The sequence below is a fragment of the Streptomyces sp. SudanB182_2057 genome (genome assembly GCF_964272715.1).
GTDB classification, from domain to species: Bacteria; Actinomycetota; Actinomycetes; order Streptomycetales; family Streptomycetaceae; genus Streptomyces; species Streptomyces rubradiris.
In genome coordinates this window covers 6,834,555-6,854,916 of record NZ_OZ186798.1, presented here as the reverse complement: position 1 = coordinate 6,854,916, position 20,362 = coordinate 6,834,555, and the positions used below count along the sequence as shown (strand labels likewise).

The window sequence follows — 20,362 nt, the reverse complement described above, 5'->3', positions numbered from 1 at the left end:
TGCGGTGGGTCAGGCGCGCTTGCGGGCCAGTTCCTCGTAGAAGGCGAGCAGGGCGAGGTTGTCGATGGAGCCGGGGTTGACCGCCTTTTCCAGGGGGGTGCCCTGCAGGAGGCGCTTGACCGGGACCTCGATGCGCTTGCCGGTGAGGGTGTGCGGGATGCCGGGGACCTCGATGATCTCGTCGGGGACGTGCCGGGGTGAGAGCTGTTCGCGGATGGCCCGCTTGACGCGGTTCAGGAGCGTCTCGTCCAGGACGGCGTCCGGTGCGAGGTGGACGAACAGCGGCATCCAATAGCCGCCGTCGGGCTGTTCGACGCCGATGACGAGTGATTCCCTGATCTCCGGCAGGCGTTCGACGACCTCGTAGATGTCGGCCGACCCCATGCGTACGCCCTGCCGGTTGAGGGTGGAGTCGGAGCGGCCGTGGATGATCACGGAGCCCCGGGAGGTGAGGGTGATCCAGTCGCCGTGGCGCCAGACGCCGGGGTAGGTGTCGAAGTAGCTGTCGTGGTAGCGGCTGCCGTCGGGGTCGTTCCAGAAGTGGATCGGCATGGACGGCATGGGCTGGGTGACGACCAGTTCGCCGACCTCGTCCACGAGGGGTCGGCCGCTCGGGTCCCAGGAGTGCAGGTCGGTGCCGAGGCCGGGTGCCTGGAGCTCGCCGGTGTACACGGGCAGGGTGGGTACGGCGCCGGCGAAGCAGGAGCAGACGTCCGTGCCGCCGCTGACGGAGGCGACCCACAGGTCGGCCCCGCTCTCGGCGAACTCGTCGTGCAGCCAGCGGAAGCCGTCGGGCGGCAGCGGGGAGCCGGTGGTGGCGACGCAGTCGACTGCGGACAGGTCGTAGTCGCGGGCGGGGTGGACGCCGGCTTTGCGGCAGGCCATGACGTAGGCGGCGGAGGTGCCGTAGAGGGTGGCGCGGGTGCGTTCGGCGATCCGCCACTGGGCGCCGGTGTCCGGGTGGCCGGGGCTGCCGTCGTACAGGACGATCGTGGTGCCCGTGAGGAGGCCGGAGACGAGGAAGTTCCACATCATCCAGCCGGTCGAGGTGTACCAGAAGAAGCGGTCCCCGGGGCCGAGGTCGCAGTGCAGGCCGAGTTGTTTGAGGTGCTCGACCAGGATGCCGCCCTGCGACTGGACGATGGCCTTGGGCAGGCCGGTCGTGCCGGAGGAGTACAGCACCCACAGCGGGTGGTCGAAGGGGACCTGTTCGTAGACCGGCTCGGTGTCCCCGGCGGTCAGCGCCGACCAGTCCAGGGCGCCTTCGGGGGCGTCGGTGCCGAGCAGCGGGATGTGGACGACGGCGCGCAGGGTGGGCAGTTCGCGGCGCAGTTCGGCGACGACCTCGCGGCGGTCGTGTTCCTTGCCGCCGTAGCGGTAGCCGTCGACGGTGAACAGGACGACGGGTTCGACCTGCTGGAAGCGGTCGAGGACGCTGCGGGCGCCGAAGTCGGGGGCGCAGGAGGTCCATACGGCGCCGACGGCGGCGGTGGCGAGGAGGGCGACGACGGCCTGTGGGATGTTGGGGAGGTAGCCGCTGACGCGGTCGCCGGGGCGTACGCCGAGCGCGCGGAGTTCGGCGGCGAGGGAGCCGACCTGGCGGCGCAGCTCGGACCAGGTCACCGGGCGGGGTTCGTGGGTCTCGTCCACGCACAGGAGGGCGGGTTCGTCGGCGCGGTCGGCCGCGGCGCGCAGGGCGTGTTCGGCGTAGTTGAGGGTGGCGCCGGGGAACCACCGGGCGCCGGGCATGGCGCGGTCGTCGAGCACGCGCGCGTAGGGGGTGGAGAAGCGTACGCCGAACCACTCCGTGACGGCTTTCCAGAAGGTGTCGAGCTGGTCGACGGACCATCGGTGCAGGGCCGGGTAGCCGCCGTCGGCAGGGGCGCCGTGGTGTTCGGCGGCCCATGCCTGGAACCGGGTGATGCGGGCCTTGGCGATCCGTTCGGGGTCGGGCTGCCAGAGCGGCTGGGGGTTCGCGGTCGACATGGGAGGCTCCCGGGCTGTGCGCGTCGTGTGCGTCGGTCCGCGCACGGGCTGGGGTGTGCGCGTGACGCGGCTGACACGGACGATGCCATGTGATCGACTTCTGCACCAGGGTTCGCCCCACATAGTCGGTGCCGTGAAGATGTGGCCCGGGCACGGGTGAACGGCAGTTGAACGGCACGCGCGCGTGGGGCGCTCAGTGGCAGGGTGAGCAGCATGGACGGTCGTGACCTGGTGCGTTCGGTGAGTGTGGTCGGTTCGGGGCGGGGGGCTCGGGGGTTGCGCACCGTGCGGGCCGCGTGGCGCAGGCGGCGTATCGACGCGGCGGGGCTGCCGCGGCGGGGGCCCGAGCGGGCCCGGGTGCCGGGGCAGGTGCGGGACGTGGAGCCGGGTCCGGGCGGTGGTCTGATCCGGTTCGGCCGTTCCGAGCTGCGGATCGTCGTGGCGGCGAACGGCGCGGTGTTCTGGGGGTGGGACGGGGCGGGTGCGCTGCCGTCGTACGCGCTGGCCGGGAGTGGTCCGGAGCCGGATCCGCGGGCGGTGCTGGAGCCGGACAAGGACGGCGGCTGGCGGGTGGTGGCCGAGCGGGTGACGGTGGTCGTGTCGCGGCACGGCGCGGTGCAGGTGTGCACGCCGGGCGGGGTGGTGCTGCGGCGGGAGCTGCCGCCGCGCTGGTGGGAGCCGGTGGGCGGGGGTGCGGCGCGGTGGGTGCAGCGGTCGGAGGTGGCGGCGGACGCCCGGTTCTTCGGGCTGGGCGGGCGGGCGTCCGGTCCGCGGCTGCGGGACGGCAGGTACCGGCTGTGGAACACCGATCCCGGCCGGGCGTTCGGGCCCGGTGACGATCCGCTGTATCTGACCATGCCGGTGCAGCTGGTGGTGGCGGACGCGGGCACGCACCTGGTGTTCCATGACACCACTTGGGACGGTTCGGTGGTGCTGCGGGAGGGCGAGGAGGGTGCCGGGTCCGGGCACGACCGGGCGGGGCGCTGCGAGGTGCACATGGACGGGGGCCCGCTGCGCTGCTGGGCGATGGTGGGGACCCCCGCGCGCGTGCTGTACACGTGGGCCTCGCTGACGGGGGCGCCCGCGCTGCCGCCCGCGTGGGCTCTGGGGCACCAGCACGCGCGGTGGGGCTCGGACAGCGAGCAGGAGGTGCGCCGGATCGTCGCCGGCCATCATGAGCGGAGGCTGCCGCTGGACGCCGTGCACCTCGGTGCCGGCCACTACGACGGACATCGGGTGTTCACCGTCGACCAGGAACGTTTCCCCAAGCTGCCGGTGCTGGCGGAGGAGCTGCGCCGGGACGGGATCCGGCTGGTGTCGGTCGTGGAACCGGCGGTGCGGGCGGAACCGGGCGAAGCCGTGTACGACGGCGGCGACGCCATGGACGCGTTCGTGCGGGACGCGCGGGGCCGCACGGTGGAGGGTCTCACGTGTGCGGGCGAGTCGGTCTTCCCGGACTTCACGCACGCGCGCGTGCGCGCGTGGTGGGGCGGGCTCTACAAGGAGCGGCTGGGGCAGGGCTTCGCGGGGTTCTGGCACGACATGAACGAGCCGACGTCGTTCGGCGCCTTCGGTGAGCCGACGCTGCCGCGTTCGGCCCGGCACGCCCTGGAGGGGCGCGGCAGTGACCATCGGGAGGCGCACAACGTGTACGCGCTGTGCATGGCGCGGGCGGCCTACGAGGGGCTGCGCGAGCTGGTGCCCGAGGAGCGGCCCTTCGTGCTCTCCCGTTCGGGCTGGGCGGGGTCGCAGCGGTACGGCGGCACGTGGTCGGGGGACGTGGCGACGGGCTGGCCGGGGCTGCGGGCGTCGCTGTCGCTGGTGCTGGGGCTGGGGCTGTGCGGGGTGCCGTACTCGGGTCCGGACGTGGGCGGGGCCGACGGCAGTCCGTCGCCGGAGCTGTATCTGCGCTGGTTCCAGCTGGGCGCGTATCTGCCGTTGTTCCGGACTCACGCGGGTCCGCGGGCGGGGCGCCGGGAGCCGTGGGAGTTCGGTGCCGAGGTGCTGGAGCACGCGCGCGTGGCGCTGCTGGAACGCCGGCGGCTGCTGCCGTACTTCGTGACGCTGGCGCAGCTGGCCCGGCGTACCGGGGCGCCCTATGCGCGGCCGCTGTGGTGGGGCTCGCCGGAGGACCGGGCGCTGCGCGACTGCGAGGACGCGTTCCTGCTGGGCGACGGTCTTCTGGTGGCGCCGGTGCTGGAGCCCGGTGCCGTCCGGCGTGCGGTGCGGCTGCCGCGGGGCCGCTGGTACGACACGGTGACGGAGGCGGCCTACGAGGGGCCGGCGCGGGTCGTGGTCGACGCGCCGCTGTCCCGGGTGCCGGTCTTCGCGCGCGCGGGGTCGGTGCTGCCCGTGCGGGGCGCCGACGGCGGGCTGGAGCTGGAGGTGTGGGCGCCCGCGCGCGGGCGGACCGGGGGCGGTCTGGTGGTGCCGGACGCGGGCGACGGGTGGGACGAGCCGGAGATCGAGCGGTACGCGGCCCGCGAGCGCGACGGAGGGGTGGTGGTGACCCGGGAGCGGGAGGGCGGCCCGGCCGAGCCGCCCTACCCGGTGCGCGTGCGCGGGCTGGGCTGAACCCGCCGGCTCACACGTAGCGGCCCTCGAACCAGGCTGTGACGGCCGCGGTGTGCAGCGGGAAGGCGAGTTCCTCGGGCCTGCGCAGCAGGTGCCATCCCTCGGTCTCGTCGGTGGGGCCGGAGGCCGGCAGTCCGTCGGCCGGGCGTTCCGGCAGCAGCCCGAACAGCAGCAGGTGCCCGTCGGGCGCGCTCATGGCGTCCACGAGCCGTACGTCGCGGGCGGCCGCGTCGATGCCGGTCTCTTCCTTGAGTTCGCGGACGACGGCCTGCTTCCAGTCCTCGCGGTCGTCGATGTAGCCGCCGGGCAGGGCCGTGCCTCCGCGCGCGGGGGCGACGGTGCGGGTGATGACGACCAGGGCCGTGCCCTGGGTGTCGTACACGGGCTGGAGCGCGATCGCGACCGGCAGCGGGTTGCGGTAGGCGACGGTCCCGCAGGACGGGCAGGTGCGCGGCCAGCCCGAGATGCCCTCTCCAAAGGGCGCTCCGCAGCTCGAACAGTGGGAGTCCGGAGCGGAGTTGGCAGTGGGTTGTTGAGTTTCGGACACGCGCGGACTGTATCCGATCACGGGAGGGACGCGTTCCGGCAGTGAGCCGTCAGGAACGGGCGGATCGGGAAGTGGCGGCCGGGATCACCCCCGTCGTTCCCGGCCGCCCCCGCTGTCACACGACGCCGCCCGGGGCCATGCGGTCGACCGCTCGGGCCTGCCCATTTCCGGCTGCCCGTGGCACACTCCTGACGGATCGTCAGTTCCCCTTCCAAGGAGGCGCCTTGCCGTACACACGCGAACCGGCGGTCGCCGGCTGGTTCACCGGCGAGGGTGACGGCTTCCGTCTCCTGGGCACCCGCTGCTCGGCCTGCGCCTCGGTCTTCTTCCCGCGCGAGGACGTCCACTGCCGCAATCCGTACTGCGTGGGCGGCTCCCTGGAGGAGGTTCCGTTGTCACGAAAGGGGCGGATCTGGTCGTATACCGACAGTCGTTACCGGCCTCCGTCACCCTATGTGAGTAATCCGGAACTTCCGTGGGAGCCGTACGCGTTGATCGCGGTGGAGCTGGCGGCCGAGCGGATCGTGGTGCTGGGGCAGGCGGCTCCCGGGGTCACCGTCGCCGGTCTGACGGTGGGCATGGAGGTGGAGGCCGTCCCCGGCGTGCTGTACGAGGACGGGGAGACGGCCTGGACGGTCTGGCGGTGGCGGCCGACGGGGGTGACGGAGTGACGGCCGACGTGGCGGTGCTCGGTGCGGGCATGCACCCGTGGGGCAAGTGGGGCCGCGGCTTCGTGGAGTACGGGACGGCGGCGGCCCGCGCGGCGCTCGCGGACGCGGGCCTGGACTGGCGGGACATAGGCTCCGTGGTGGGCGCGGACACCGTGCGCGGCGGCTATCCCGGGTATGTCGCGGGAGCCACGTTCGCCAAGGCCCTGGGCTGGCAGGGCGCCAAGGTGACCAGCGTGTACGCGGCGTGCGCGTCCGGGGCCCAGGCCATCGCCACGGCCCGCGCGCAGATCCTCGCCGGTCTCGCGGACGCCGTCCTGGTGGTGGGCGCGGACGCCGCCCCCAAGGGGTTCTTCCGGCCCGCGGGCGGGGACCGCCCCGACGACCCGGACTGGCTGCGCTTCCGCCTGCTCGGCGCGACGAACCCCACGTACTTCGGGCTGTACGCGCGACGGCGGATGGCCCTGCACGGGGACACGCCCGAGGACTTCGCGCTGGTCAAGGTGAAGAACGCGGCCCTGGGGGCGCTCAACCCGTACGCCCGCTACCGCAGGCGGGTCACCGCCGGGGAGGTGGCCGCCTCCGCGGTGGTGGCCGACCCGCTGCGGCTGCTGGACATCTGCGCCACCTCCGACGGCGGGGCCGCCCTGGTGCTGACGAGCCTGGACTTCGCCCGCCGGCACGGTGCCGCCCGGCCGGTGCGGATCCGGGCGGTCTCCACGGTGACCCCCCGCTTCCCGAACACGGTGCCGGACCTGCCGGACATCGCCACGGACTCCGCGGTCTCGGTGGCACCCCCGGCCGAGACGTTCCGGGCCTCCGTCGCCCGGGCCGCGTACGAGGAGGCGGGCATCGGCCCCCGGGACCTGTCCCTGGCGGAGGTGTACGACCTGTCGACCGCGCTGGAGCTGCAGTGGTACGAGGACCTGGGGCTGTGCGCCGAGGGCGAGGGCGCGAAGCTGCTCCGGGAGGGCGCGACCGCCCCGGGCGGCCGGATACCGGTGAACACCAGCGGGGGGCTGGCCTCCTTCGGGGAGGCCGTGCCGGCCCAGGCGATCGCCCAGGTGTGCGAGCTGACCTGGCAGTTGAGAGGCGTGGCGGGCGACCGCCAGGTCGCCGGGGCGCGGGTGGGCATCACCGCCAACCAAGGGCTGTTCGGACACGGGTCCTCGGTGATCGCCGTGCGGTGAGCGCGGCCCGGCCGGCGCGGGACGGACCACCCGGTGTGACCGCCACGGAATCCTGCGTGAACGTCTCATGAACTGAGCGCGGGCGCGCGCGGGCGGTGCACATCATGCTCCCGTGCACTCCTGGACGGATACTCTCCGCTTCGCCTTCCAGCCGGTGGTCAACCTGAGGACGGGCGCGGTCGCCGCCCTGGAGACACTCGCCCGCCCGGAAACCGGCGACATCCTGGCCGAGGCCCGCCGGAATCCGGAACTGGACGGCAGGCTGGCCGTACTGGCCTTCCGCGCGGCGGCGCGCAAGGAGACGCTGCTGCCGCTGCACCTGAACGTGTTCGCGGCCACGCTCGCCGACCTCGGCGGCCTCACCCCGCTGCACGACGCCGTCCGCGGCGCGGGGCGCATGCCCTGGGAGGTGACGCTCGACATCGTCCCGCCCTACACGCACGTACCGCACCGGGCCCTGCTGGACGCGGTGGCCGTGCTGCGCGAGCAGGGGTTCCGGATCAGCGCGGACGGCATCGGGGACGGCGACGTACCGCTCAGACTGCTCACCGACCTCTCCCCCGGCCTGGTCAAGCTCGACGCCTCGCTGCTGGCGCGGCCGGCCGCGGTCCGGGCGATGCGGACGCTGTGCGAGGAACTGGACGCCCTGGTGGCGGTGGAGGGCGTGGAGACCGAGCACCAGTGCGCGGCGGCCCTGGCGGCCGGGGCGCAATTGGCGCAGGGCGAGCTGTTCGCGCCGCCGGCCCGGATTCCCGCCGTGGACGTGTACGTTCCCTCCCTCGCGCCCGGTGCCCCGACCGCGCCCCGCTCCGGGCCGTCGGTGCGCGAGTTCGTGCGGCCCGCCGCCGTACTGCCGCTGTCCGCCTCGGCGGAGCGGGTACGGGCCCTGCTGACCGGTTCCCCGGATGTCTCCGGGGTGCTGCTGGTGGACCCGGCCGGGCGGCCCGTCCGGTCGGTGCACCGCTCGCGGTTCCTGCTGTCGATGTCCACCCGCTACGGACACGCCCTGTACGCCGACCGGCCGGCGTACAAGCTGGGCGACACGCCCCGCACGGTCGGGGTGGACGCGACCGCCTGGGAGGTGCTGGACGTGGTGGCGGTGGGCGGCCGGGACCGGACCTCGGACGACGTGGCGGTGGTGGACGAACAGGACCGGTGCGTGGGGGTCGTACGGCTGGCGGACCTGGTGCGGGCGCTGGCCGAGAGCCGGGTGGAGGAGGCGGCCGGGCTCAATCCGCTGACCAGGCTGCCCGGTTCGGACGCGATCGTGAGCGAGGTGGACCGGCGGATCGCCGAGGGGCGGGCGTTCGCGCTCAGCTGGCTGGACATCGACCACTTCAAGCAGGTCAACGACGGGGCCGGGTTCGCCGCGGGCGACGAGCTGATCCGGGCGGTCGGCGGTGCGCTCCAACGGGCGGCGGGGCAGGCGCGGGTGGGGCACATCGGCGGGGACGACTTCCTGGTGCTGGCCGACGAGGAGGCGCTCGATCCGCTGGTGGCGGCCGTGCTGGACGCGTCCTGGACGGCGGGCGGACGGCCGGTCACGCTGTCCCTGGCCACCGTCGTGTGCGCTCCGGGCAGCGTGGGCGACCACCACCAGGCCGCCGCCCAGCTCGCCCCGCTGAAGAAGGCGGCCAAGGCGCTGCACGGCACGAGCTGGGTGCTCGGCCGGGCCGGGCTGCCCGGCCACGAGGTCCGGCGCGGCCTGCCCGGGCCGGCCCCCGCGCAGGCCGGGTTCGCGGCCGCCGAGCCACAGCGGTGACCGGCCGTCGCGAGCACAGCGGCAACGGTCGTCGCGGGCACAGTGAGGAACGGCCGTCGCGGGCACAGCGGGTCACGGCCGTCGCGGGCACCCGGGACCGGGAGGCGGCCGGCGGGCCGGTGTGATCGTCGCCGTCCACAGCCTTGACGCCCCCTGCGACGCCGGTGAAAACTTCCCGGTGTCAGACGACATCGCCGTACATTTTCGGTGTTATCCGGCACCAGGGCACGGGTCTGTCCTGTCGCACGGCCCGTACCCCGGTCGGCGGGGGTACGGGCCGTGTCCGCGGGCCCGCGGCGAAGGAGGCGGCCCGGCGCGCGGGTCAGCCGATGGCGGCCCGGCGGCGTTCGGCCGTGTACGCCATCGCGTGCCGGACGAGGCCGATGAGCACCTCCTTGACCGACTCCCGGTCCCGGGCGTCGGTCAGCAGCAGGGGCACGTCGTCGTCCAGGTCCAGCGCCTGCCGGACGGCCTCGGCGGGGTACCGCGCGGCGCCCTCGAAGCAGTTGACGCCGACCACGAAGGGTATGGAACGCCGCTCGAAGTAGTCGACGGCGGCGAAGCAGTCCTCCAGGCGGCGGGTGTCGGCGAGGACGACGGCGCCGAGGGCGCCCTCGGACAGCTCGTCCCACATGAACCAGAACCGTTCCTGCCCGGGTGTGCCGAAGAGGTAGAGCACCAGGTTCTCGCGCAGCGTGATGCGGCCGAAGTCCATGGCCACCGTGGTGGTGTGCTTGCCCTCCACACCGCTGATGTCGTCGACCGGCCGCCCGGCCTCGGTGAGCAGCTCCTCGGTGCGCAACGGTCTGATCTCGCTGACCGCGCCGACGAGGGTCGTCTTGCCCACGCCGAAGCCGCCGGCCACCAGGATCTTGAGCGTGACGGGCTCGACCGGGGGCTTGCCGCGCTCAGAACGCCCGAAGATCATCGATCTCTTCTCCTGCTTGATGGGGGTCGGGCGACGGTCGGCCGCAGCCGCCGCCACCGGGGGTTTCGATGACGAGTACGTCTCCGGGGCCGACGTCGGCCGAGCCGTTCCGGCCGAGGTCGGTGACCGTGCCGTCGGCCCGCTCCAGCCGGTCGGCGCCGCCGCTCCCCCGCCGGACGGCGAACTCCTCCCGCCGCACCGGAAGCCGCCACTCCAGGACCTCCGGGCCGCGGACGACGGCGAGCGCGCGGATCCCGTCGTCGTACGCCTGCGGGAGCGGGCCGGACAGGGCGTCCCCGAAGCCCCGGGCGACGACCGGGAGGGTGCGTTCGCCCTCGCGTTCCAGCAGGGCGTCGGCCCGGAACCGCCAGCCAGTCACGTCACTACCCCGCTCTCGCGCCGGTCACAGCGCCCGGAGGCCGTTGATCACGTCGCGCAGAATACTCTCGTCCGGCAGCTCCGCCGGGGGCACCGGGCGCGTCACGTGGACGTAGCCGGTGTGCGCGAGATCGCCGATGAGCACGCGGACGACGCCGATGGGCAGGTCGAGTTCCGCGGCCAGTTCGGCGACCGACTGGGGCTCGTCCCGGCAGAGCCCGACGATGTCCACGTGCTCGGGGGACAGCGTCGGGTCCGTTTCCGGGTCGTCGGCGTCGAGCTCGGTGACGACCACCGCGATCAGGTCGAGGCGGTGCTGGCCCTCACTCGTGGTGCGGCCACGCGTCATGGCGTACGGCCGGACGACCGGCCCCGCCTCGTCGTCGAACCAGTGGTTTCTTCCCTGACCGTCTGCGCTCATGCCATCCCACTACCCGCCTGCGGGCAGATCGGTGCGCGGGGCGGTGCCCAGATGCACGCCGACCCGCTTGACCAGCAGCGTCATCTCGTAGGCGACCTGTCCGACGTCGGAGTCGGCGTCCGAGAGGACGGCGAGGCAGCTGCCGTCGCCGGCGGCGGTGACGAAGAGGAAGGCACCGTCCAGCTCCACGATGGTCTGCCGGACGCCGCCCGCGTCGAAGTGGCGGCCCACGCCCTTGGCGAGGCTGTGGAAGCCGGACGCGACGGCGGCCAGGTGCTCGCTGTCCTCCCTGGTCAGGTCCTTGGACACGCCGGTCGGCAGTCCGTCGCCGGACAGGATGACGGCCTTGCGGATGCTGGCGACCCGGTCCACCAGGTCGTCCAGGAGCCAGTTCAGCTCCCCTTTGTTCGTCGTCGTGTGGCCGGTGGCCTTCGGTGCGGTCATCGACCGTCTCCCTTGGTCGTTCCTTGTGCTGTGCCGTTGTGGGCCCCGTCGCCGGCGGCGTTCTCCTCCCGGCCGCGCTGCCAGCCGCGCTGGAGCGAGGCCATCCGGCTGCGGACCTCGTCGGCGTCACGGTCGGCGGGCTCCGCCGCGCGTCCGGCGCGCCGTTCGGTGTCCTGCTTGAGCTGCGGGGCCAGGTTCGCCTGGCGTACGCGCCGGGGCAGCGAGCCGACGCCCGGTTCCGGGGCCGGATCGCCGGAGGACGCGGTGGTGCCGCCGGAGAGCGGGGCCGGGTCCGCCGGACCACCGGGGCCGGATGTCCGGGGCCGGGTGCGCCTGGGCAGCGCCGGGGCCCCGGGCGTCTCGCCGCCGCTCTCGGTCCGGGCTCGCTCGCCGGCGGGGTCGGCCGGGGAGCGCCGGGCGGCGGTGCCGCGGCGGCGGGTGGGCAGCGGGGCCAGTCCGCCCGGGTCGGAACCCTGCGGGCCGGCGGTGGGTTCCGGGGCCGGTTCGCCGCGGCGGGGCCGCTGGTCGATGACGGGCTTGCCGTGCGAGCTGACCAGCTTGGGCGTCTGCCGCCGGGGCAGCGGTACGGCCCCGTGGTCGCCGGTGTCGTGGTGCGGCGGCTGCTCGTCGCCGCCCGGCCGGGACCGGCGGGGGCGGAACAGGCCGCCGCGCTCGCTGTCCTCGTCCGGGAGGGCACCGGGGAAGTCCTCCAGCGCGTCGAGATCGACGGGCGCCTCCAGCTCGACCGGGCCGTCCAGCACGGAGGTCGGCGGACCGGGCAGCCGCAGCGGTTCCGGGGACCGCCCGCCGCCGCGGCCGAGCGCCTGCTCGGCGCCGTTGCCCGCGCGGTCCCGGTCGAGCCGGAAGCCGACGCCGTTGGTGTCCGGGACGTCCTCGGTCAGCAGCGCGTCGGGGATGAACACCACGGCGGTGGTCCCGCCGTAGGGCGACGGCTGGAGGGAGACCCGCACGTTCTGGCGCTGGGCGAGACGGCTGACGACGAACAGGCCCAGCCGGTCGGTGTCGGAGAGCTCGAACTCGGGCGTCTCGGCGAGGCGGAGGTTGGCGTCGAGGAGCGCCTCGGCCGTCATGCCGAGACCCCGGTCGTGGATCTCCAGGGTGAAGCCGTTGGCGACCCGCTCGCCGACCACCTGGACGGCGGTGTGCGGGGGCGAGAAGACCGTGGCGTTCTCCAGGAGTTCGGCCACGAGGTGGGTGAGGTCGGCGACGGCGGGCCCCGTGACGGCGACCCGCGGCAGGCGCCGGACCTCGATGCGCTCGTAGTCCTCGACCTCGGCGACGGCGGCGCGGACCACGTCCATCAGCTGCACGGGGCGGCGCCACTGCCGGGAGGGCGCGGCACCGGAGAGGATCACCAGGCCCTCGGCGTGCCGGCGCATGCGGGTGGTGAGGTGGTCCAGGCGGAACAGGTCGGCGAGTTCGTCGGTGTCCTCGGTGCGGCGCTCCATGCTGTCGAGCAGGGTGAGCTGCTTGTGCAGCAGCACCTGGCTGCGGCGGGCGAGGTTGACGAAGACCTCGGAGACGCCGGCGCGCAGTTCGGCCTGCTTGACGGCGGCCTCCACGGCGGCCCGCTGGAGGGTGTTGAGGGCCTGCCCGACCTCGCCGATCTCGTTCTTGTCGTACTCCAGGCGCGGCACCTCGGTCTCGACGTCGACCTGCTCGCCGACGGACAGCCGGCGCATCACGCTGGGCAGCCGGACGCCGGACGCCTCGTGGGCCTCCAGCCGCAGCTGGCGCAGGTCGCGGATGAGGGCGCGGCCGATCCGGATGGACAGGAAGATGGAGACGAGAAGGGCGATCAGGCCGAGGAGGCCGACGACGGCCGCCTGCGCGATGACGCCGAAGGCCACCGGGCGCATGCGGTCCTGGTAGCGGTCGCTCGCCTGGTCCTCCATGGTGCCGAGTTCGTCCAGGACGGTGGCCGCGGCGGAGTCCCAGCTCTTGGCGGTGACCCCGCGGGGGGTGCCGGAGTCCATGGCGGCGACGGTCCGTTCGGCTCCGCGCAGGGGTGCCGTGGTGGGGTTCTTCCAGAAGCGTTCGTAGCGTGCGCGTTCGGCGGCGGGCAGCAGCGGGAGGCTGATGTCGTACAGGAGGGTGCGCTGGGCGACGAGGTCGGAGACCTGGCGGGTCTCGTCCCGGGTGAGCCGGCCGACCACGAGGGACGAACCGAGCAGGGCATCCTCGCGGGCGAGCAGTTCGCGGGCCCGGGTGAGGTTGACCAGGGCGCGGGCCTGCTTCTCGACCTCGACGTCGTCGATGCCGACGAGGGAGGCGAGCAGCGCGTAGCAGGGGTCGACGAGGCGGTTGTAGAGGCCGAACGCCTGGGCCCGGGTGAGGGAGCGCTGCTCGACGCTGTGGCGCAGGGAGTCGAGGTCGTCCAGGGAGTCCAGGACGGCGGTCAGGTGTTCGCGGCCGTCCGCCTCCAGGTCGTCCCGGATGTCCTGGTCCCCGGCGTTCCGGCGGAGCTGGGCGATCGACCGGTCGGTGGCGGCGCGGGTGCGGTGCAGCGCGGACAGGGACTCGGAGGCCCGCGGGTCGGCGAGGTAGACGAGGGCCTGGCGGCGTTCCTGCTGGAGGACGCGGACGGTGTCCTCGGCCGGGTAGCCGATGTCCTCGACGACGTCGGACACGCGGAACAGCTGGGCCACTTCCCGGCCCGCGAACACCGTGGCGAACGCCCAGACGCCGGTCAGGGACACCAGCGGCACGAGAAGCAGCGCCACGATCTTCCGGCGGATCGACTTCCCGCGAAAGCGCATGGCCTCCCCCAGCTCGACCCCCGCAGGTCGGGGGTGTTCATGTCCGTCAGCAAACGGCGCGAGCCTACTACCGCACCACAGGTAACTCGAAGACACGTCCGGTGGGTGAAGTTCCGCACCGCAGGCGAGAGATGGCGAGTTGTCCGGGCATTAGGGGAGATTGCCACCGCGTTCCGGAGGGCCATGACCGGCCGCTTGTGGCAAGTTTGACGGGCGGTTGGCCGGATTTTTTCGGTGTGCGGGAATCTTCGCACGGTCTCGTTCGTCCTTCTCTATGGGAATTGGGGGCGGAATAGGCCACAGCGGCCGCATCCCGCGCCCCGGCGGCGTAAAGCGGCGCAAGCCGGGCAGCCACTGGGGAGACGGGGTCCTGGGACTCCGGGGGCGAGCGGTCTGCCGGCGGTGGGGAGTGACACGGTGACGGGCACGGCGGAATGGCGCGAGGCACCCGGGAACGGCGGGGCGAGGCACGCGCGGACACAGTGGGGCCGTACGGCGTCGCGGGGCGGCGGGACGCCCGGCGGCGAGGAACCGCGGTACGACTACCGGCCGTTGTGGGTCGAGGAGCCCGCGCGCCGGCATCCGGTGCCCGATCCGGTGCGTTCGGCGGCGGTGCGGGCCGTCCTCGTCATCGCGGTGACGCTGATCCAGGCGATGATCGCGTTCCTGTGCGCGCTGGCCGGGTCCTGGCTGGCGTTCCCGATGGTGATGGCCAGCGTGGCCGCCACGGTGGTGGCCACGTGGGCCGCGGTCGACGTGTGGGTGACCCGCCAGGTGTGGAACCAGCGGCACGGCGTGCTCTCGGAGCCGAGCAGCACGGCCCGGGCCCTGCGCCGGGAGCGGCGGGCCCGTCGCCGCGAGGAGCGCGCGGCCCTGCGGGACCAGGAGCGGATACGGCGCAGGGGTGGGGCGGGGCAGCTGTCGCACTCCTGACGGGGCGCTTCGATAGCATCGAGTTCCGTATGGCGCACGACGAGGCGCTGTGCGCAACGAACCCGGTCCCCCAGGTGACGAGAGCCGAGCCATGCCCCGTACGCAGAACCAGCCCGACGGCGGCGAGGAGGCCGGCCGGGAGCCGGGACGCGCGGAGCGGCGGGGCGGCCGTGGGGCGGCCGGCGCGGTGCAGTCGGTGGACCGCGCCGTGAGCGTGCTGGAGATCCTCGCCCGGCACGGCGAGGCGGGCGTCACCGAGATCGCCGCGGAACTGGACGTCCACAAGTCCACGGCGTTCCGGCTGCTCGGCGTCCTGGAGAACCGGGGCCTGGTGGCCCAGGCCAAGGACCGCGGGAAGTACTACCTGGGGGCCGGTGTGCTGCGCCTGGCGGGGGCGGCGGCGGTGCGTCTCGACATCTCCCAGGAGGGCGTCCCGGTGTGCCGGGAGGTCGCCGACGAGCTGGGTGAGACGGTCAACATCGCCGTCCTCGACGACGACGCGGCGGTCAACATCATGCAGGCCCGCGGTACCGCGGCCGTGACCGCGCAGAACTGGCTGGGCCGGCGCACCCCGCTGCACGCCACGTCCAGCGGCAAGGTGCTCCTCGCGCACCTGTCGCCGACCCTGCGCGAGGGCCTGCTCGCGCGGCCGCTGGCGCGGTTCACGGATCGTACGGTCACGGGTGCGGCGATGCTGCGCGCCGAGCTGGAGACCGTGGTCCGGCAGGGGTACGGCGTCACGGTGGAGGAGCTGGAGCTGGGTCTCGCGGCCGTCGCGGCCCCGGTGCGCGCGCACGACGGCGAGGTGATCGCGGCGATCAGCGTCTCGGGCCCGGTGTACCGGCTCGACGCGCGCCGGTTGCCCGGGGTGGCCCGGCGAACGGCCGCGGCGGGCGCCGAGCTGTCCCGGCGCATGGGGTACGGCTTCTGACGGCGGCGGCGCTCCACGGCGGCACTCCACGCGCCGGGCCGCGCCGCTCTGTTCCGCCGCGCGGTGTTCCGTATCGCGCTCTGTTCCGCATTGCGCGGCGTTCCGCATCGCACGGTGTGCTGCGCGATGCGGAACAGTCCGGGCGGACGTGAGCCCGCTACGGAGCGCTCGGCGCCGGCTTCTTGTACATCCGCGTCGCCGTGATCTCGCTGTGCACCGTCTCCCCCGCCTGAGGCGGCTGGGGGAGACCGGGCCGCAGGTGCTCCTCGACGCTGATGTACTTCAGGCCCGCCCGGAGGTCGGCGTCGTTGCGCAGGCGGATGACCAGCGGGAACTCGGCGAGGGCGGTCGTGTCGAACAGGCCGGTGGTGTACAGCAGCTGGACGCCCAGCGCGTCGGACACGGCCCGCTGGAGCTCCAGCAGATACGTCGCGTTGGCGCGGCCGATCGGGTTGTCCAGGAACAGCGTGCCCGCGTGCCGGTGCTTGTCGCGGCCCCGGTCGTTCGAGCGGAGCGCGGCCATCGTGCAGTACAGGGCGATGGCCGCGGTGAGCAGCTGACCGCCGGAGAACACATCGCCCATCTGGCCGACGGGGACGCGTTCGGCGCGCAGCACGGCGTCGGGCTTGAGGATCTCGACGGCCACGCCCTTGGGCTGGAGGGCCGCGGCGACGCCCCGCAGCAGCAGGGACATGCCGTCGCGGCGCAGGTCGGAGTTCTTCTTCACGGCCGCGCGGGTGGCCTCGTCGATGACCTCGCCGAGCCGTTCGGTCAGCGTGGCCTGGTCGGGTTCCTCGAAGCGGATGCGCAGGAACTCCTGCCCGGACCACTCGCCGAGCCCCTCCGGCAGCCGGGAGAGCCGCTGGGCGGAGCGCAGGGTGGCGAGGGCCGACTCCACGAGGCCGCGCAGCCGGTCCACGATGGAGTCGCGGTTGCGTTCGAGCTGGGCCAGCTCGTCGGTCAGCACGCGCAGCCGGGGCGCGAACGCGTCCGCCCACTTCTGGGCGTGCTCGGGCAGCGCGGAGGCGGGCAGTTCCCGGATCTGCCGGCGGGCGGGGGTGCGGACCTGCTCGTAGCGCGTGGAGTTGGCGTGCCGGACGAGGACGTCGCTCGCCTCGCGCACGGCCGCCTCGGCGGCGGACAGGTCGGCGGCGCAGCCGCGCAGGGAGCGGCGGGCCTCGGCGGCGGACTGCCGGGCCTCCTCCAGGGTGCCGGGGTAGGGCTCCGGCTCCTCCGGCTCCTCCTCGGGGGCCTGTTCGCGCAGCAGGTCGCGGAGCATGGCGGCGATCTCGTCGAAGCCGCCGGCCGCGTCCTCGGCGGCGCGGTGGGCCTCCAGCAGCTCCGTGTGCGCCGCCCGGGCCTCGGCCAGCGCCTCGGTGCGGGCGGCGAGTTCGGCCGTGGCGGTGCGCAGCAGCGCCTGGGCGTGCTCGGCGTCGCGCGGGATCAGTTCCTCGGGCAGCTCGGTGTGCGCCTCGCCGTCCTCTGGGGCGAGCCGCTCGGCCTCGCCGCGCAGCCGCCCGAGCTGCTCGCTCGCGGTCGACATCCGGCTCTCCAGGAGCTGCACCAGCTCCTCCGCGCGTGCGGCGGCGGCCTGCCGGGACGGCCCGTCGGAGCCGTCGGGCGACTGGAGCAGCTGCTCGGCGCGGGTGCGGACCTTGTTGCTGAGCCGGTCCAGTTCGGCGCGGGCGGCGCTCTCGTCGCTCTCCGCGCGGGCCTGCTCGGCGCGCAGGTCGGCGCCGACGCCGACCTTCTCGTACACCTGGGAGGCGGCCCGGTAGGCCTCGCGCAGGGCGGGCAGGGACGCCTTCGGGGCGTCCGCGTCCGTGACGGGTACGTCGTCGGGGGCGCCGGCGATCTCGGAGCGCTCGGCCCGCAGGGCACGCGCGGTGCGGCGGGCGTCGTCGGCGGCGCGCTGCGCGGCCCGGCGGTCCTCGTCGGCGGCGCGGGCGCGCTCCAGGCATGCCTGGGCGCGGGCCTCGGACTCGGCGGCCTCGTCGGCGAGTTCACGCAGTTTCGCCTGCCAGCCGGCGCGCTCGCGCAGCCGGTGGGCGAGACCGGCGAGGGCGTCGGCGGCGCGCCGGGCCTTCTGCGCGGCCTCCTGCCGCTCGTCGCGGACCCGCGTGGCCTCGGCCGCGGTCTCCTCCGCCTCCGCGCGGACGGTCCGCGCCTCGCCGAGTTCGGCCTCGGCCTCCTCGGCGAACGCGCGGGCCTCCTCGGCGGCCCGGGCCAGCTCGGTCAGCCGCCCGGCGGGGCAGCCGGTGCGCCAGGAGGCGAGCCGGGCGGCCAGTTCGCGGTCCTTGCCGAGGCGGGCGGCGAGGACGCGGATCTCCTCGTCGCGCTCGGTGGCCCGGGCGCGCAGTGCCTGCCGTTCCTCGTCGGCGGCGTGTTCGTCGTGCATGGCCGGGTTCGGCGGCACCAGGAACACGTCGGCGGGTGCGGCGTCGGCGGCGGGCGGCGGGGCGAGCAGCGCGGCGGCGGTGCCGACGGCCACCGCGGAGCGGGGCAGCAGGGCGGCGTCGCCGAGGGCCTCGCGAGCGCGCGCGTGGGTGTCCGGGTCGGTGATGATCACACCGTCGACCAGTTCGGGGCGGGCGGCGAGCACGCGCGCGTGGTCGGCCGGGTCGACGGCCTGGGCGAGGTAGCGCCAGCCGGGGAGCGCGGGGATGCCGTGCTCGCCGAGGAACTCGACGGTGGCCAGCACGTCCGGGCCGGGCGGCAGCAGTCCGCCGTCGCCGAGGGCGCCGAGGATCCGGGCGTCGTCGGCGGCGGCGGTGCGCAGGTCGAACAGGTGCCGTTCGGCGGTGGACACGGCGTCGTCGAGGAGTTCGCGCAGTTCGTCGGCGAAGCGGTCGAGCTCCTCGGGCGTGAGGGCGCCCTCCGCGGCCACGCGGGGAGCCGGGGCGGCGTCGTCGCCCCCGGTGCGCGGGCCGGGCACGCGGACGGTGCTCGGGGCCCCGGGCAGGCTCAGCAGTTCCGCCAGCCGCTCCTCGGCGGCCAGCGACTCGGCGAGGCGCCGCTCGGCGTCGTGGGCGCGCTCGGCGGCGGTGGCCGCGTCCGACGCGCGAGCCGCGGTCAGCTCGGCGCGGGACTCGGCGGCGGCGGCCTCGCGGGCGTGCTCGGTGGCCTTGCGGGCGGCCTCGCGGGCCGCGTCCCAGGCGGCCACGGCGGTCTTCTCGGCGTCGCTGGCGGCGAGCGCGGCCCGCGCCGGGTCGGCGTCCGGGGCGCTGTCGTCCAGCCAGCCCGCGCGGACCGCCTCGGCGGTCTCCTGCTCGACCTCGGCGAGCCGCTGGCGCAGGTGCCCGGCCTCGCTGCGGGCCCGCTGCGCCTCGGTGGCGGCGGTGGTGGAGTCGCGGTGGGCGAAGTCGCCGGCCTCCTGGAGGGCAGCGGACCGCTCCTCCTCCTCGTTGGCCAGGTTCTCGGCGCTCTCGGCGGCGGCGTGCAGGGCCCGTACGAGGTCCACGGCGGCCTTGGCGCGGGCGGCGAGCGCGGGGGCCGCGTCCCGTTCGGCCTCCTGGATGGCGGCGGACACGCGCGCGACACGGTCGGCGGCGGCCCGGTGGCGCAGCACGGCCTCGGCGGCCTGCCAGGCGGAGTGCAGGGTGCGGGCGTCGGCCAGTTCGCGCTTCTGCGCGGCGGCGGACTTCTCGGCGGCGGCCAGGGCCAGGGAGGCGTGCCGGTAGGCGAGTTCGGCGGCGATGAGGGCGCTGCGCTCGCGGGCGCCCTCGGAGTGGGTGACGGCGTAGGCGGCGGCCGTGACCCGCTGGGCGAGGTCGGCGGCCCGGACCCGCTCCCGCACGGCGCGCGCGGACAGCCGCCGGGCCAGGGTGCGGGTACGGCGTTCGGCGCCCGCGTGCACGTCACGCGCGCGTGCCCGGGCGTCGGCCGCCTCCACGATCCTGCCGAGCAGGTCGACCGAGCCGGCGGTGAAGTCGCGTTCGGCGATCAGCTCGGCGCGCCGGCCGAGCTTGTTGCCGAAGCCGCTGACGAGGTCGGCGAGGCCGTCGGTGTCGCGGGTGTCGGTGACGGCGCGCAGCAGCAGGTCGGTGAAGTCGGAGTCCTTCTTGACCGCGAAGAGGCCGGCCGCCTCGCCCTCGTCGGCGTTCATCTCCCGCTGGTAGCGGAAGAGTTCGGGGTCCAGGCCGAGGTCGCCGAGGTGTTCGGTCCAGCGCTCGTGGGTCTCCTCCCAGTGCACCTCCAGGTGCGGGTAGGCCTTGCCGGCCTCCATGAGGGCGTCGCGGAAGCCCTTCATGGTGCGGCGGCGGCCGTGGGCGCCGGAGGTGCCCTCGGCGGACGGCCGTACGGCGGTGGCCTCGGCGACGGGCAGGCTGTCCAGGCTCAGGCCGGGGCCGGGGCGGAAGGAGTACCAGGCCTCGGCGAACTTGCGCGGGTCGTTGGAGACCTGCCGTCCGCGCCACTCGCTGACCTTGCCGACGACCACGCACTCGCCGGTCTGCACGTGCTGCCATTCCAGGGCCACGTGGCCGCAGTCGTCGGCGAGCAGGAACTTGCGCAGCACACCGGAGCTGGCGCCGCCGAGGGTGTTGCGGTGGCCCGGCAGCATCACCGAGAAGATCAGCTTGAGCAGGACGGACTTGCCGCCGCCGTTCTCCAGGAACAGCACGCCCGCGGGCGCGGGACGGCGCGGCGGGCCGGACGGCTCCTCCTCGAAGAACTCCGCCTGCGTGGGCGCCGGGTCGGGCACGGGCTCGCCGACACCCCGCAGGTCAAGCACGGTGTCGGCGTAGCGCGCACCGGCGGGACCGATGGAGTAGAGGCGGACCCGGGACAGCTCGTACATGGCGGACTCTCGTCAGTGTTCT

The 20,362-nt window shown here is 74.6% G+C and carries 13 protein-coding genes and 1 pseudogene; 6 read left to right on the top strand and 8 right to left on the bottom strand.

What is annotated here, in order from left to right:
• Nucleotides 1–9: 9 nt before the first annotated feature.
• Nucleotides 10–1,986: an acetoacetate--CoA ligase gene (locus tag ACSURM_RS30465; protein WP_436958982.1), complete on the bottom strand. Its 1,977-nt coding sequence runs from the start codon at nt 1,984–1,986 to the stop codon at nt 10–12.
• A 213-nt stretch (nt 1,987–2,199) separates the two neighbouring features.
• On the opposite strand from ACSURM_RS30465, the gene ACSURM_RS30460 reads away from it, so the two are divergent.
• On the top strand, nt 2,200–4,560 hold the full coding sequence (locus tag ACSURM_RS30460) for a glycoside hydrolase family 31 protein (RefSeq protein ID WP_436958981.1): 2,361 nt from the start codon (nt 2,200–2,202) through the stop codon (nt 4,558–4,560).
• Nucleotides 4,561–4,570: 10 nt separating this feature from the next.
• Here ACSURM_RS30460 and ACSURM_RS30455 read toward each other — a convergent pair whose 3' ends face one another.
• Nucleotides 4,571–5,107 carry an NUDIX domain-containing protein gene (locus ACSURM_RS30455; RefSeq protein WP_436958980.1) on the bottom strand — a complete coding sequence of 179 codons (537 nt, stop codon included), beginning with the start codon at nt 5,105–5,107 and terminating at the stop codon, nt 4,571–4,573.
• Between the two features lie 224 nt (nt 5,108–5,331).
• Between ACSURM_RS30455 and ACSURM_RS30450 the strand changes: the two genes are divergently transcribed.
• The 3 genes from ACSURM_RS30450 to ACSURM_RS30440 all read left to right on the top strand — a co-directional run bounded on the left by ACSURM_RS30450 (nt 5,332) and on the right by ACSURM_RS30440 (nt 8,727).
• On the top strand, nt 5,332–5,778 hold the full coding sequence (locus tag ACSURM_RS30450) for a Zn-ribbon domain-containing OB-fold protein (protein ID WP_436958979.1): 447 nt from the start codon (nt 5,332–5,334) through the stop codon (nt 5,776–5,778).
• Nucleotides 5,775–6,965: a lipid-transfer protein gene (locus ACSURM_RS30445; RefSeq protein ID WP_436961211.1), complete on the top strand. Its 1,191-nt coding sequence runs from the start codon at nt 5,775–5,777 to the stop codon at nt 6,963–6,965. The genes ACSURM_RS30450 and ACSURM_RS30445 overlap by 4 nt, the downstream gene beginning before the upstream one ends.
• Nucleotides 6,966–7,077: 112 nt before the next feature.
• On the top strand, nt 7,078–8,727 hold the full coding sequence (locus ACSURM_RS30440) for a GGDEF domain-containing protein (protein WP_436958978.1): 1,650 nt from the start codon (nt 7,078–7,080) through the stop codon (nt 8,725–8,727).
• 322 nt (nt 8,728–9,049) lie between these two features.
• Here the strand turns inward: ACSURM_RS30440 and ACSURM_RS30435 are convergent, their stop codons facing one another.
• The 5 genes and pseudogenes from ACSURM_RS30435 to ACSURM_RS30415 form a co-directional block, all read right to left on the bottom strand.
• Entirely contained in the window at nt 9,050–9,655 is a 606-nt protein-coding gene (locus tag ACSURM_RS30435; protein WP_436958977.1) for a GTP-binding protein, read from the bottom strand.
• A pseudogene (locus tag ACSURM_RS30430) lies at nt 9,636–9,881 on the bottom strand (hypothetical protein); the annotation flags it as partial. The pseudogene ACSURM_RS30430 and the gene ACSURM_RS30435, both read right to left, overlap by 20 nt.
• A gap of 177 nt (nt 9,882–10,058) precedes the next feature.
• The gene (locus ACSURM_RS30425; RefSeq protein ID WP_436958976.1) at nt 10,059–10,454 is read right to left on the bottom strand and encodes a DUF742 domain-containing protein; all 396 of its coding nucleotides are present in this window, start codon (nt 10,452–10,454) and stop codon (nt 10,059–10,061) included.
• Nucleotides 10,455–10,463: 9 nt separating this feature from the next.
• Nucleotides 10,464–10,898 carry a roadblock/LC7 domain-containing protein gene (locus ACSURM_RS30420; protein ID WP_030793366.1) on the bottom strand — a complete coding sequence of 145 codons (435 nt, stop codon included), beginning with the start codon at nt 10,896–10,898 and terminating at the stop codon, nt 10,464–10,466.
• Complete coding sequence (locus ACSURM_RS30415; protein WP_436958975.1) at nt 10,895–13,678, bottom strand: nitrate- and nitrite sensing domain-containing protein; 2,784 nt, start codon at nt 13,676–13,678, stop codon at nt 10,895–10,897. The genes ACSURM_RS30420 and ACSURM_RS30415 overlap by 4 nt, the downstream gene beginning before the upstream one ends.
• A 417-nt stretch (nt 13,679–14,095) precedes the next feature.
• Between ACSURM_RS30415 and ACSURM_RS30410 the strand changes: the two genes are divergently transcribed.
• Both ACSURM_RS30410 and ACSURM_RS30405 read left to right on the top strand, forming a co-directional pair.
• Nucleotides 14,096–14,611, top strand: a complete 516-nt coding sequence (locus tag ACSURM_RS30410; RefSeq protein ID WP_436958974.1) for a hypothetical protein — start codon at nt 14,096–14,098, stop codon at nt 14,609–14,611.
• A gap of 91 nt (nt 14,612–14,702) precedes the next feature.
• The gene (locus tag ACSURM_RS30405) at nt 14,703–15,542 is read left to right on the top strand and encodes an IclR family transcriptional regulator (RefSeq protein ID WP_436958973.1); all 840 of its coding nucleotides are present in this window, start codon (nt 14,703–14,705) and stop codon (nt 15,540–15,542) included.
• 157 nt (nt 15,543–15,699) lie between these two features.
• Here the strand turns inward: ACSURM_RS30405 and ACSURM_RS30400 are convergent, their stop codons facing one another.
• The gene (locus ACSURM_RS30400; RefSeq protein WP_436958971.1) at nt 15,700–20,340 is read right to left on the bottom strand and encodes a hypothetical protein; all 4,641 of its coding nucleotides are present in this window, start codon (nt 20,338–20,340) and stop codon (nt 15,700–15,702) included.
• Between the last annotated feature and the right edge of the window lie 22 nt (nt 20,341–20,362).